13 protein-coding genes and 1 pseudogene are annotated in these 12939 nt (G+C 59.3%); 7 read left to right on the top strand and 7 right to left on the bottom strand.

All coding sequences use genetic code 11. From position 1 onward, the window contains the following. Positions 1 to 190 precede the first annotated feature (190 nt). From K359_RS55400 to K359_RS62380, 3 genes are all read left to right on the top strand, one after another. Positions 191 to 394 carry a hypothetical protein gene (locus tag K359_RS55400; RefSeq protein ID WP_035978201.1) on the top strand — a complete coding sequence of 68 codons (204 nt, stop codon included), beginning with the start codon at positions 191 to 193 and terminating at the stop codon, positions 392 to 394. Further along, a complete protein-coding gene (locus K359_RS0143515) occupies positions 391 to 765 on the top strand; it encodes a hypothetical protein (RefSeq protein ID WP_035978200.1) in 375 nt (124 codons plus the stop codon). The genes K359_RS55400 and K359_RS0143515 overlap by 4 nt, the downstream gene beginning before the upstream one ends. 399 nt (positions 766 to 1164) lie before the next feature. After that, positions 1165 to 1431 carry a hypothetical protein gene (locus tag K359_RS62380; protein WP_156929023.1) on the top strand — a complete coding sequence of 89 codons (267 nt, stop codon included), beginning with the start codon at positions 1165 to 1167 and terminating at the stop codon, positions 1429 to 1431. Between the two features lie 166 nt (positions 1432 to 1597). Here the strand turns inward: K359_RS62380 and K359_RS60055 are convergent, their stop codons facing one another. Then, a complete protein-coding gene (locus K359_RS60055; RefSeq protein ID WP_084518763.1) occupies positions 1598 to 1798 on the bottom strand; it encodes a hypothetical protein in 201 nt (66 codons plus the stop codon). A 286-nt stretch (positions 1799 to 2084) separates the two neighbouring features. Further along, a complete protein-coding gene (locus K359_RS60050) occupies positions 2085 to 2279 on the bottom strand; it encodes a hypothetical protein (RefSeq protein WP_084518762.1) in 195 nt (64 codons plus the stop codon). Between the two features lie 37 nt (positions 2280 to 2316). Between K359_RS60050 and K359_RS62375 the strand changes: the two genes are divergently transcribed. Further along, positions 2317 to 2664, top strand: a complete 348-nt coding sequence (locus tag K359_RS62375; protein WP_156929022.1) for a hypothetical protein — start codon at positions 2317 to 2319, stop codon at positions 2662 to 2664. Positions 2665 to 3174: 510 nt separating this feature from the next. Here K359_RS62375 and K359_RS0143500 read toward each other — a convergent pair. Then, entirely contained in the window at positions 3175 to 3390 is a 216-nt protein-coding gene (locus K359_RS0143500) for a hypothetical protein (protein ID WP_029084729.1), read from the bottom strand. A 429-nt stretch (positions 3391 to 3819) separates the two neighbouring features. On the opposite strand from K359_RS0143500, the gene K359_RS66505 reads away from it, so the two are divergent. After that, positions 3820 to 4047, top strand: a complete 228-nt coding sequence (locus K359_RS66505) for a LuxR C-terminal-related transcriptional regulator (RefSeq protein WP_084518761.1) — start codon at positions 3820 to 3822, stop codon at positions 4045 to 4047. Positions 4048 to 4353: 306 nt separating this feature from the next. Here K359_RS66505 and K359_RS0143485 read toward each other — a convergent pair whose 3' ends face one another. The 3 genes from K359_RS0143485 to K359_RS0143475 form a co-directional block, all read right to left on the bottom strand. Continuing rightward, positions 4354 to 4617 (bottom strand): hypothetical protein, encoded by a 264-nt coding sequence (locus tag K359_RS0143485; protein WP_156929021.1) that lies wholly within the window; start codon positions 4615 to 4617, stop codon positions 4354 to 4356. Positions 4618 to 4633: 16 nt separating this feature from the next. Continuing rightward, positions 4634 to 5080, bottom strand: a complete 447-nt coding sequence (locus K359_RS62370; protein WP_156929020.1) for a hypothetical protein — start codon at positions 5078 to 5080, stop codon at positions 4634 to 4636. Positions 5081 to 5618: 538 nt separating this feature from the next. Then, a complete protein-coding gene (locus tag K359_RS0143475) occupies positions 5619 to 8963 on the bottom strand; it encodes an adenylate/guanylate cyclase domain-containing protein (protein WP_029084726.1) in 3345 nt (1114 codons plus the stop codon). Positions 8964 to 9976: 1013 nt separating this feature from the next. On the opposite strand from K359_RS0143475, the pseudogene K359_RS0143470 reads away from it, so the two are divergent. Together K359_RS0143470 and hemH are read left to right on the top strand one after the other, a co-directional pair. Beyond that, a pseudogene (locus K359_RS0143470) lies at positions 9977 to 10425 on the top strand (SufD family Fe-S cluster assembly protein); the annotation flags it as partial. After that, positions 10422 to 11504, top strand: a complete 1083-nt coding sequence (gene hemH, locus K359_RS0143465) for a ferrochelatase (RefSeq protein ID WP_029084724.1) — start codon at positions 10422 to 10424, stop codon at positions 11502 to 11504. The pseudogene K359_RS0143470 and the gene hemH, both read left to right, overlap by 4 nt. 1 nt (position 11505) lies before the next feature. On the opposite strand, the gene K359_RS63745 is transcribed toward hemH, so the two are convergent. After that, a complete protein-coding gene (locus K359_RS63745) occupies positions 11506 to 12222 on the bottom strand; it encodes an AraC family transcriptional regulator (RefSeq protein WP_165128494.1) in 717 nt (238 codons plus the stop codon). Between the last annotated feature and the right edge of the window lie 717 nt (positions 12223 to 12939).

Genomic DNA, 12939 nt, shown 5'->3' with positions numbered 1-12939 from the left:
CGTCCGAGGAATCGATCCCATCCAATTCGCGACACCGCGGCGGGGACACGTAGCCGTGACGAAGTTCCTTTGGAACTGCAGCCAAGGGGCGTACGTTAGCCTTTATCACCGCCCGGATCAGTGGCTTTTATCGGTGATGAGACCGCCCCGTTAGCGCTCCCGCCTTCCTCGAACAGGAAAGGAGCGCTCCATGGTCATCAAGCGGCGGCGTTTCAAACAAGACCAATCCCTTCAAGAACGTCTGTGTGACGAAGGACAGCGCCTGCGGGCGATGGCCACCGAACTGCCCGTTGGCGCGGCCAAGGAGGCGGCGCTCGAAAAGGCCCGGCAGATGGAGACCGCCTCACATATAGGCGAATGGCTTTCCTCCGCCGGCCTGCAGAGCCCGAAGTGAAGCGGACGAACCAGCGGCGTCCCATCATCGTAGACGTTGCAAGTCCCGACATTAAGCCCCGGGGAGTGTTCGCTCTCGACCTTGCCGACGATGAAACCGCGAGAATGGTGGCTCGAAAAATCGCCGCTGCAACCGGGCGGCGCGTGACACTTCGGGATGCTGACATGATAGCAACGGATTTCCTCGATCTTTCCCGATGTTTGTCTCACTCTCCCGTCTCGGTATATCGCTGCCCGATCGTTCAGCGCGACGACGGGCTTTTTCAGATCGGCACCGGCGACGACGCACCCGGACCCTTTGAGAGCAGAAATCTAGCCGCTGCCGTGGCCTTCCGGCGGAGCGACACGCTCCTGAACCTGGAGGCCGTATAAGCACATGGCCGATACAGAAAAGGGCCGCCGAGAGGGCGACCCGATTCCGAAAGATGTCTGGCGAGACGCTTTGGACTCTAAGGTGTTTCTTCTAAATCGTCAAACGTCATGGCTGACGCGCAGGGTAGCACTCAGCGCGACAATGGCAGCCATCGTTGCGAGCCTCATGTATGGCGAGGTATCGCGATGAATAAGCGAGAACACGACAATCAAGTTTACACTTGCATCGGCAGCGAGCCGTACACGCGCAGGGATGGCACCGAGACGCGGTTGCTGATCTGGCAGTCGCCTGCGATACCTGCGGCGAGCTGTTCGAGTTCAAGGCACCGGCAATTGCGCTGAAGTTTTCTCCGAATCGCCGATGCAAGAAGCATAGACGGCCCGGCGTGCGGGTGCGGAGTGCTGCTGCATGACCAAGACCGAGCACAGCGGCGCCGACGCATGGCGCAACAATCTCATTGTATCGCCGCACCGATCGAGAGTGACGTTGGCCGGCCATGGTTGCTGAAAAGCGGCGCGAAGCCGGACGGCAGCGACCGCATCATGGTGGTGTCGGTCAGCAACGGGGTGGCGAGCTATCACGAAGCCAGCGACGAAGAGAGCGCGGCCGGCGTCTATTACAAGGATGCTGCCGAGTACAGCGCCGCTCAAGGCGTCGCCGCCTAATATGGCCTGGACCCCCACTTTCGCGGCAGCCGGCAGGGCGAGGAATTAACCACCGCCGGTAGCCGAAAGCGCAGGCGGGCACCTTCAACCCCTCACCAGGGCAAGACGCACCGAGCAGCGGCCTTCAGCGAAAACTGAAAGGGACGCTGCCTGGGCGATCTTCGAGCTAGCCCTTCGTTACGATCGCAGCAGGAGCTTTTCCAACCGGGTACTTTCCAACCGGGTACTTGCCAACCGGATATTTGCCAATTGGCATCTTGCCAACCGGAGCCTGTTCGGCGACCGGCTGCGGACGAGGGAGGTCGGCCGCACTGGCAGCAGCCACGAAACCGAAAGTTGCAACTCCAACAACCAGAAACTTCAACATCGTGATCTCCGAGATGGGTAGCTGAGCACGAACACCTTTACCCTCTAACGGCTACAGGGCAATTATCGCTGTATCAAAGCTGGTGCTGGTGCGGTCGTTTCTTTGCTGGATGTGACAGAAACGACACGGAGCGATTACTTTGCGTGGTGCTGGATATGGACGGGCGAGACCGACCTCGTACAGTCGGCTCAGAACAAGTCTCGGTATAATGCGTCCGGTCCGCGCCATTGCGGAGAAAGTGAGCAGGCTTTGCGGCGCCAAAGACATGCGTCGATAATCGAGCGCTTCAAACTGCTTTTGAGCGGTTGGACGCTTCGGCCTCCCGCGCCAGCCGTTCGGCCTTTAGGCGCTCTCGATTATCGTGGAGCGCTTTTTGGGCTTTGGCGTAATCGGTCAAAGCTTCCTTCGCCCTGACCGCTTTGAATACCCTGTGGGCTTCCCGTTCCGCTGCCGCGGGTGCCCGTCGGTTTCGGTCGTTCATTATTTAGACCTCCCATTTGGGCGAAACGAGTCAACGCATGAATACGGCTTTCGATGCGGCATTAAATTCCAAACGAATGCCTCATCTGGACCACCATGCGCTGGACTGCGTAGGTGTACTTGCCTTGGGCGAACTGCTGATCGCCAATGTAAAGCACAACAATAACGCCAATCGCTATCATGAGCCCTTTCACCAAACGCTCCTTGCACGATCCTGTCGCGCCGCTGGCTATGGTCGAGGTGGCTCTGAATGCCGTGATGATGCCGGCATTCTGGTTGGGACCTCGGTCCGCGTCGGCTCCGGTAGTCGGCCGGATCTGACGTTCTGTTCGAACGTACCATCCAGGCCGCAAGACCGGCTTAGCCGCGCCGCAGCGTCGGCATGAACCATTCCTGGTCGCCCTGATCCATACGTGAGAATTATTTCTGTCGCCGGTTAAGGAACTGTTGCGGGCCTCGATCGCACCGTGATCTTACGGGCACGTAGTTTGTGCCAGTTTGCGCAGGCACTTTCTGCAGATATTAGGGACGTTTGTGGGGCGATCAATTCCTTACAGGAACGAAGCGCGTTCGCTGGCACTTGTTGCATATCCGGTGCCGTGCGCAGGGTGCGCCGCAACGATTGACGACAGTCCACGTTTGCAACGAGCCATCCTTCGTACGAGGGCACGAGCCAAGCCGCAGCCCCGGCAAGTTTCATGCGTTTGCCCCGGGGCATCGCTAGGACCTTGGTCTCCGTCGCGCTCGAGGCGCAGACGGTAGCCGTCGAATTTCAGCTCGTGGTACCATTCCGGGCCGGTCGGGACGATCTTCCCGACCGTGGGCAGGAGCAAAACTCGAATTTGGGCATGGCCCCGAGATAGGTATCGAGGGCGAAGAATGCTAATCGCCGCGCGCTACGGCTCCACGATGATCCGGAAGGCCTTCCGCTGTTCGGCTGTTGCCCGAGCCCGCTCGAGCGCCGCCGGGTAGATCAGCTGCTCGTTGAGCTTGACCTCGTAGAGGATCGCGCCGGCCTCCGAGACCAGCGTGAACAGCCAGAACCTTCGCCCGGCCGGCGGGTGCCCATGTTCGCGTTCATAGCGGGCGGTGTAGACCTCGATCTCAGCCATCGGCTCCCATCTTTACCTTGCGGAAATTTGAAAAGCCTTGACCCAAATCAACTGTCGCGGCGCCGCGACAGCTTCAGCATTCACAGCATGAAGTGGGACTGGATAACGATAGCCAGTTGCGCCTCAATCGCACTTTCCGTGTTGATCCTGATTGTCCTATTTGGGATGTAGCTGAGTGCTGTCCGGGGTTTTCCGTGGGTGCACGGAGTTCTTGACATCGGCTTGGCACAAACAGCACTAGGTTGCCGAGTGTTCCCGGCGTAGGCTCATCGTCTACGTGGGGTTGTGTCATGCTAGATGACCTATTCTTCAAATGCTGGGCAGTGATCCTCGGTTTGAGCCCGATAGTCATCGTGGCATTGACCTTGTTTATGCAGTGACGATGCCGGCCGAACCGCTAAGCCCGCGTGAAAAAAGCTCCTGAGGCGCATGGCTCTCGGGAGGCGTGACGCGCAGATTGCTGCACAGATCGGCGGGACCGAAGCGCAAGTATCCGTCCAGCGCCTTCGCTTACTCAGGAAGCTGAAAATCCATTCTCTCGCTCAGCTCGTGGACGCAGCGGAAAGATTAGCTAAATGGCCGTCGTCGCCAATAGCTCCGCCATCGAAACCTGACCCGCACGCACCAAGCGGGCCGGTAGATGGCCCCAGCAACTAGCCTTCCTTCCCACAGGCCCCCCAAGGTTGTTGGAGCCGTCAATTAGAGGCCGCCTCAGTTTGGCGGCCTCTTTCGTTGGGCGGCCTGCGGTGAGCTAGGACTCCTTCTGGAGTAGCCCGCTAGCGCAGTACCGATTGCCACTTTTTCCCGATACTGTGAATGGCGCTCCTCCGGAAAGGGGCGCCCCACGAAGCGGCCCCGGTGTGCTCCCCAAGCCCGACCGGGGCCGTTTCGATTCCAGCGCGGGTCATGGACAAACAGCCGATACCCATCGGTGAACAGATCATCACCATCGCCTTGTGCCGGTCATGACATCAGCTTGAACAGCTCGGGGACGTCGGCAAGCCGGAGCTTGGTGCCCTTCGGCATATGCTGCAGAAGCGTGTGCCTGGTATTGGCTGCGATCTCGTCACGCTTAAGAGGATCGCGCTCGGCATGGAAAGCCCGCGTATCGGCGGCGAACCGTCGGGCGACCTCAGGCGGGATCTCGAGGGGCTTTCGTTTACACGTCAGATAATCGAGAAGTATCCGCGCGACGCGCTCAGAATGCTTAACCTCAATCATTTGCAAGAATTACCAAGGCTCTCTAGCAGCCATTGTCGCTGTTGGCGACGTGAGTAGCGCAATAATCGTAATAAGCGTGGAATGGCCAGTAGCGGCGGTAGTCAAATTCGCCATCGTGACTTGCGAGGCGTGAGCTATAGCTGCCGTGGCCGGTCGCGGGGAGACCCCGTTCAAACGCGAATGCGGAAGTCGAGGGAATGGCACTGCCAACGGCAGCGGCGGTTGCAAGGACAAGGATGGATTTGCGTAACATGACAAGCTCATGTGAAGGTTCATGCGCCATCACATAGGTACGGGCGAAGGAGAGAGCGATTAAATTGCCGTTTAGATAGTTCACTTCGGATTGAAGCGGGATCGCGAGGGGTGAGGCATCACTGTTACACTGAGCCGCTACACCGCAGCTCCCACGAGGAGCCACGATGACCAATGTCCCATCCGCCAGCGTCAGCCCCGAATTGGTCGCCATCATGAAGACTGCACTCGACACGGCGGTGGATCGAACTGAGCGCTCGCACCGTACACCCGCTACGAAAGCGAAGATGGCGCAGCGGATCGTCCGAACGGCCTCTGAAGGAGTCACGGACTTGCATGTGTTGATGAGCGCTGCGGTGGAAGAGGCGCGCGTGCCCGCGGCGTGACCGCTAACGCAATGCTGCGATAAGTTCGGCGGCGGCGACGGACCTTTAACCCAAGGAACTCGAAATCGCCCCGGACACTGCGGGCAGTTAGGGTCCCATATCGCCAGATGGGACCCATTGGCTTTCCATGTGGCAGCCTTGAGGCCTCGCACTCACATGCATCGCGCGACCACGCAAGCCCCAATGCCCCCAAACGATCACCGCGAGCCCAATGCGCTCGAATCAACCCACACATAATGTGTGTGTCGACTTCTCAGAAATACAAAAGCCTGCTACAAAAGCCAATCTCGGGCGCACAAAAAACGTAGGTTTTTCAATAAGAAAGCTGGAAGTCGGCAGTACTCACCCAGCTGTACCACTGCTAGGACACTACTCCTCCAGCAGCGTCTTCGCCTCCTTCAGATCAGGCATGTCGAAGCCTTCAGTGAACCAGCCGTAGATCGGCGCGAGAAGATCACGGGCTTCGCCGCGCCTATTCTGTTTGCGCCAGAGGCGCGCCAAGCTGAGTGATGCCTGCAATTCCAAGAGCTTTGCGCACTGCAGCTTCGCTACCGTGAGTGCCTGATGATAGCTTCGCTCGGCCGCGGATGGATCGCATGTGGCATTCAGTAAATCGCCGCGCAATCGATGCAACCCTGCCTCGTAGCACCGTTCGTCGGTCGTCTCGATGATCCGTGCCGCCTCTGCGAGGCAATTCAGTCCATCGGATGGCTGCCCGACCATAGCGTGGGCCTCGGCGAGCCACATTAGCACAATCGACGTATTCATCGAAGCTCCGGTAGCACGTAATGCTTCCAGCCCCTGTGTGAGCAGCGTGAGGCCTTCGTGTGCCCGGCCACGCGCGGTCAACGCGGCTCCGTGGAATGCTGTTGCCCAACCGAAATGAAATGGAAAACGGTGCTCGGTCGATATAGCCAGAAGTTCCCCGGCGTACCGTTCCATCTCAGGCGAGCGGGTGATCCAGCCGGTCCAATTCGCAAAAATGAGCACGACAGCTAGTGTTTGGGCATGCCTGAGCCGGCGTGTCTCTGTGAATGCCTCCTCCAGCCGCAACCGTGATTGATCGATGTAGCCCAGGTGGGCCAACGTAACGGCGAGGTACGCGAGCATCGAGGCGTAGGGATCTTCGGCCAGTCCCGCACCGATGCCGCGATGCGCATCAGCAAGGCCATGACACTGATCCAGGAGTGCGCGGGCGGCTACGAAATCCCCGAGATGGAGGCGGGTCATCCCGTTTGCGCGGCGACCCCGCAATTGCGCACTCACATCGTTCTGCGCCCCGGCGATTTTTTCGATCTGCTCGGCAAGCGACAGCGCCAGCTTGTGTTCGGATCGGCCCAAATGAAACGCCCATTGGCCAAAGCTCAGCCGCACGAGGTACTCGGGTAGATTTAGCTGTTCGGCCAGTGCGCGTGCTCGCGCGATGGTCTCGCCTACATCGGGCGACGAAAGACCTTTTGTGAAAGCCAGTGCCGGTCTAAGCGCAAGTAAAAGGTCTAGCTCTTGTTGCCGACGCCGAGCGCCGTCCGGCAGACTGGTTAGCGCGTCCAACCCTTTCCGCAATTGGGCGACCGCTTCCGTCATCGCAGAGCCCGCCATCGCTCGCCTACCGGCTTTGAGCCAATAAGCGACCGCCTTCTCCACCAGCCCGGCCTCGGCGCAGTGCCGGGCAAGCAGCGCGGGCTGGGTAACCACGACCTCCGGGAATTGGTCTTCAAGCGTCGCAGCGATACGGGCATGCAGCTGCTGGCGCCGGCCGCGCAGCAACGTGCCGTAGACGGCATCCTGAACCAGTGAGTGCTTGAAGGTGTATTCCGCATGGGGAGGCATGCCGCGCCTGAAGATCATTTCGGCAGACACGAGCTGCGCCAAGGCGTCGTCCAGTTGCTTCCGCGGCATTGGAGTAACGGCTCTGATCAGCTCGTGGGAGAAGTGACGTCCGAGAGCAGCGGCGATCTGCGCCACGTCGCGCGCTGGCGCCAAGTGATCAAGCCGCGCTAGGAGCGATGCTTGTAGCGATGTCGGGATCGCGAGCGGCGTTACCGGACCCGTCACCAGATATCGGTCGCCGCATTCCACAACCAAGCCGCTCTCAACCACTGCCTTGGTTAGTTCCTCGATGAACAGCGGTACGCCGTCAGTCCGATTGGTGATCTGGTCGGCAATTTCCTGTGGCAAGACCTTGCCGCCCGTGACGTGCGCGATCATCGCGGCGGAGAGCTGGCGTGGAAGGCGATTGAGACTGATCAGCGTCACCTGCGCACGGCTGACCCATGGTGGCACGAACTCCGGTCGAAAGGTGACGATTGCCAGAAGCGGTAAGCTCGATGCCCGCTCGACAATTAGCTCGAAAAGTTCAAGTGAGGTGGGATCGGCCCAGTGCACATCCTCGAAAACCATCAGCAGGGGAGTTCGTTCAGCCAGCGCCTCGATTTGCGATCTAAGCGCTTCGAGCGTGTGCTGCCGACGTTGCTGCGGGGCTAGTTCGAGCGTGGGGTAACGTCCGTCGTTCGGCAGCGACAACATTTCGGCAAAGAGCACCACATCTTCTGGCGGCGTGGAACTTCGCGCCAGCAGGGTATCGAGTTTGTCGAGCTTGGCCTGCGCGGTGTCATCATGCGCAAGTCGAGCAGCCCGCTCCAACTGGCTGATGACGGGATAGAGTACGCTGTCAGTGTGCTGTGGGGAGCAGAAATAGCGCAAGCGCGTGTGCGGCTCGGTTGCTAGACGTTCAAGCAGCGCTGCCGTTAGCCGAGACTTGCCGATGCCTGCCTCCCCGGAGAGCAACACAATCTGTCCATCGCCGGATTTGGCTCTCGACCAACGCCGCAGCAGCAAGTCGAGTTCTTCTTCCCGCCCAACGAGGTCAGTTAGGCCGCTCGCATGCATTGCGTCGAAACGGCCTTCCACTGAAGCCGGCCGCAGTGCCGCCCAAGCTCGGGTAGGCCCCGAGATACCCTTGAGTTCCTGTGGCCCAAGATCCTCAAGCTCGAACAAACTGCCCAACAGCTTGCGTGTACTTTCAGCAACCACCACGCTGTTCGGCTCGGCAACGCCCTGCAGGCGCGCCGCGAGGTTCGGGGTGTCGCCAACGATTGCTTGCTCCTGAGAGGCACCCGACCCTATCACGTCACCGACCACCACCAGTCCCGTCGCTATCCCGACACGTGTCTGCAAGGCCGCGTGGGTCTTCAGATCACGTATGGCTGCAACCATTTCCAGCCCAGCGCGCACGGCTCGTTCGGCATCGTCCTCGTGGGCCTGAGGATAGCCGAAATAGATCAGCACCCCATCGCCCATGTACTTCGCAACGAAGCCCTCAAAGCGACCCACGGTCTCTGCGACGGACTTCTGATAGGAGGAGATCACCTCCCGCAAATCTTCTGGGTCCATGCGCGCCGATAGTGCAGTTGAGCCGACCAAGTCTGAGAACATCACTGTAACTTGGCGACGCTCCGCGCGGTCTTCGTGAGAAACGTTCGGGGCACTGGACACGACCGCGAAGTTGGCTGAAGGCGCGTTGTTATCCGTATCGGCTCGCAGCGCAGCGATAGCATCTAGGAGCATCCGGCGGTGACCGACAGGACCAACGCCGATTTCCTTCAGGTCCTCCTGCGTGAGGCTCGGGAGGACCCGCTCGCTTATCTCGTTCTCGCGGAATGCCGCCTCGTATCGTTCGAGGCCAAGGCTCCGCAGCCAAACCGCGACGTCCATGCTGGCATCCCCCTGCACCTCGTAATGCACATCTTCGAGGCGCGTTAGTGGGGCTCACTTGCAAACAGGAACCATACTACCACGGCGGGCCTGAACCAGCTTCTTCTCGGTTGAGCACTTGCCCCCACAGGTGCTTGCGGACAATACAAAACGTCACTACAAACGGTGGACTCCTGCGGACAAATTCGTTTGATTTATCAACGGTTAAGCTGGCCAGAAGCGGTTCCCACCCAACTGTCCTTGCTCCTCGCAATCACAATTTGGAAGGTCATAAGGCGGCTTGCGCATGCTGGGCGTTGCGGCAAGTTCGAGGCACAGCGGACATCGTTGATCGGGGTAAGATTCGCCAAAGCGCTCGGCTCTCGCAATTGTGTACGATCGTGCAGCATGCGCTGCTTACCTACATTTTAGGCCATGAGTCGCCTGACACGTGGAGGCGGACCGTGCAGCCGTTCGATGGAGTTGATGAACCGAAAACGAGTAACATGCCAATAGACCTGCTTATCACTTGGATTGCAATGTTTGGAGTTCTTGCTGGTTTGGCTATGTTGTCCCGTTGAACGTCAACTCGCGCGATCATGCTCGGCTTTGGGCGTGTGCGACCCGGCGCGCACCATCTCGACTACGTCTGTGGTGTCATTCCAGCATTCAGCGCCACGAAGAGCCGATGTAGGCAACGTGATGCACCGCATGACCCGTGCACATTGGGATGACGAGCAATGCGCACCACTTCCAAGAAGTAGACCATTGGAGAAGGTTTCGATGCGTTCTCTCCTGACCGTAGGCTTCTTGATTTCGCTCACCGCATGCTCGAGCGCGGCTCCCATACATGGCATACACACGCGACACCGAGCCGTGGCTCACCATGGCCGGGTCGTATCGCTTGGTGATTTCGTCATCACGCGCGAGGCTTATGCGTCCGCTCGACCACCGATCTACTACGACGATACGCCCAGCTATGACGATCCCTCTAAGTTCGGTGGTCAGCCACCCTCGATGTAAGGGACGCAGGGCACACGGATCTGACCATGACGCTTGAACATGAAGCGGTGGGCACGACGTCCGCGGTCGTGGTGCGAAACGTCGTCTTTGATCGGGCCAGTGGCGCCTTCCAGGGGGTATCAAGGTCGGGCGGGGTGCACAGCACACAGACGCCCGGATGGCCTGCAATACACTGCTGCTCTCCGACGATGGAGAGTTCTCCGCAAAACCGGAACTGGAGATTTTCGCCGACGATGTTCAGTGCGGGCACGGTGCCACGATTGCGGATATTGATGATGCGCAGATCTACTATCTGATGGCGCGGGGCATCCCGAAGGGGAGAGCCCGCTCGCGCTTGATCAAAGGATTTCTCGCTGAACTTCTTCTTCCGATCGAGAACGAGCAGATCGCGGCTGCACTCGAGCAGATCATCGCTGCCTGGCTCGAGGCCCGCGGCCGAAGTCTCCGGAGGTTGACATGACGATTCTGGAGTTCGGTCCTGCCGACAGGACGGACACTGCGCTGCGGCGGGCTGGTGCCGGCGGCTGCGCGCAGCCCCGCAATATCGCGGTGCTCTTGAGCAATTTGGGTTCGCCCGACGGGACGGACTATTGGTCCATGCGACGGTACCTTGCCGAGTTCCTGTCCGATCGCAGGGTCATAGAAGCGCCCCGGTTGCTCTGGTTCTTCGTCCTCAACTTCCTGATTCTCGCTACCCGACCTCGACGAAAGGGCAGGGACTACGCGACGATCTGGAACCGCGAACGCGACGAGAGCCCGCTCAAGACCATCACCAGGTCGCAAGCGAAGAAATTGCAGGAGTCCTTGCAGGATCAGCGATCGGGTAGCGGCAGCGCCAGGGTGATTGTCGAATGGGGCATGCGGTACGGCACCCCCTCGCTCAAGGCCGCGATCGAGCGGCTCAGCGCGCTGGGCTGCGACCGTATCCTGTTCGTTCCCCTTTACCCGCAATACTCGGCGGCGACCAGCGCGACAGCATGCGATTCGGTCTTCGAAATCCTGTCGTCGATGCGAAATCAACCGTGTCTGCGGGTTGCTTCGCCATACTATGAACATGACGTCTATATCGAAGAGATCGCGCGCTCGGTGACAACGCGCCTGGCGCAGATCGATTTCGAGCCGGAAGTGACCGTGGTGTCCTATCACGGCATGCCGATGGAGACCCGCGCCAAGGGTGACCCTTACTACTCGCAATGCAAGAGGACGACAGAACTCCTCGGTCGAAGACTAGTGCTGCCGCCCGACCGCCTGATCATGACGTTTCAATCCCGGTTCGGCGGTTCGGAATGGTTGAGGCCCTACACTGACGAAACGATTAAGGGCCTTGCATCCCGCGGCATCAAGCGGATTGCGGTCTTAACCCCGGGCTTTTCGGCCGACTGCCTGGAGACCATCGAGGAAATCGGCAGCGAGAACGCCGGATACTTTTTCGCTGCAGGCGGCGAGGCGTTCGCGCGGATCGATTGCCTGAACGACAGTGACGGCGGAATGCGCGTGATCGACTCCATCGTGCGCCGAGAGCTGAGCGGTTGGCTCTAGCTCACGGGGGACGGTCTCGGCCTAGTCCTCCTCGAGAAGAGTGCATTGGGATCGGATGACGCACCTCACCGGCTAGTGGCATCCTTTCCGGACGCACCACGGTTCCGTGCCGCGAAGCAGTTTCCTCAATCGAGGTCACGGCGGTACCGGCTGGGCGTTTGTCTGGCCAGCCGATGAAAGGCTGCGCTGAACGTGCTGGTTTCGCCAAATCCAACTGCGTGCGCGCGATCATGGTGATCGACAGCTCGTGCCTTGCCAGCATCTGCTTCGCTCGCTCGATTCGGCGCATCGCTTGATACTTCTGCGGCGGCATCCCGAAGGATCGCTTGAAGGAACGACAAAGATGGTATGGGCTTAGCTGTACCAATTGCGCGAGGACGGTGAGCGGAATGTCATCGGAGATATGGTCTTCGATGTATTCGGCCAGCCGCCGTTGCTGCCAGGCCGCCAAGCCGCCTCGAACCGCGGCAGATCTGATTGGGACGGCATTTCCATTGATGCGAACGAGATCGTGCGCCAGGAGGATCCCCAATGTTTCACCATACTGTCGGTGCATCACGTCGTAATGCGCCATCTCCGTTTTGAGCCTGAGGGCTGTCTCCCAGAGGGAGACATCTTCGAAGAACAACCGGGGCCTGAATTCAACTTCACTGAAGCGCAGTTCAGGATCCGTAAGCGGTCCCCGCGGATCGAGATAAATGCAGATGATGCGGGTCAACAAGCGCGGTTTCTGTGTCCCGACAAAGTCGTGACCTGCGGGAACGAAGGTCATCTTGTGCGTAAAGGTGCGGAGGTCCGACCGTGGCAGTCCCTCAAGCCGAGTTTCGCCGCTCTCTCGCTCTCCGATCTCTGCTGTAATGAGCAGACGGCAGGGGGCTTTGAAGCGGTATTCAAAAGACGTGCGCCGCACTGCCTCCACCGTCTCGACCCTAAGGCCAGGCCACGTTTCGAAGCGACGCCTGATGATCTCGGCCGGTGAGAAAGCGATGGCCGAGATCGGCCCGATTTGTGTGTCAGTTATCTGCCACATTCGTGATAGGGTTACTGCATCTATGGATCGACGGTCGCAACACGAAACGATACGAACGCGAACACGGTATCGGCTAGGATGACTCCTACTGAGCAGGTGGCCGTGACTTTTCCCCTTGATGTGCACGTCTAGGCGGCCAGGGCCAGGTCTTCGGTTTGTATTCGCCGGGCGTGACAATTCCAAGGACCTGGCTGGCCACACCCTTGCCAAAAGAGATTCCATTTCTAGACACGAATCGGGCTCACAAAGGCGAGAGCATAACGGGGGGATACGTGATGCAGGCAAGCAAAGCTCGGAAGCCAGGGCCCATCGAGAAGAATGCGGAAATTGAACGACTGTACCTTGAGCTAGCTTCGTTCAACCAACGCATCCAAGAACTCGAAAAGCAGCATCCCGAAGCATCGA

This window comes from Bradyrhizobium sp. th-b2 (genome assembly GCF_000426785.1).
In the GTDB taxonomy this organism is placed as follows: Bacteria; Pseudomonadota; Alphaproteobacteria; order Rhizobiales; family Xanthobacteraceae; genus Bradyrhizobium; species Bradyrhizobium septentrionale.
Note: the sequence above shows the minus strand (reverse complement) of the source record. Positions and strands in the feature narration are given on the sequence as shown.

Coding starts and splice junctions, on each gene's coding strand:
- K359_RS55400 (WP_035978201.1), top strand. CDS start 191: ATGGTCATCAAGCGGCGGCGTTTCAAACAAGACCAATCCCTTCAAGAA.
- K359_RS60055 (WP_084518763.1), bottom strand. CDS start 1,798: ATGTTGAAGTTTCTGGTTGTTGGAGTTGCAACTTTCGGTTTCGTGGCT.
- K359_RS60050 (WP_084518762.1), bottom strand. CDS start 2,279: ATGAACGACCGAAACCGACGGGCACCCGCGGCAGCGGAACGGGAAGCC.
- K359_RS62375 (WP_156929022.1), top strand. CDS start 2,317: ATGAATACGGCTTTCGATGCGGCATTAAATTCCAAACGAATGCCTCAT.
- K359_RS0143500 (WP_029084729.1), bottom strand. CDS start 3,390: ATGGCTGAGATCGAGGTCTACACCGCCCGCTATGAACGCGAACATGGG.
- K359_RS66505 (WP_084518761.1), top strand. CDS start 3,820: ATGGCTCTCGGGAGGCGTGACGCGCAGATTGCTGCACAGATCGGCGGG.
- K359_RS62370 (WP_156929020.1), bottom strand. CDS start 5,080: ATGATGGCGACCAATTCGGGGCTGACGCTGGCGGATGGGACATTGGTC.
- K359_RS0143475 (WP_029084726.1), bottom strand. CDS start 8,963: ATGGACGTCGCGGTTTGGCTGCGGAGCCTTGGCCTCGAACGATACGAG.
- hemH (WP_029084724.1), top strand. CDS start 10,422: ATGACGATTCTGGAGTTCGGTCCTGCCGACAGGACGGACACTGCGCTG.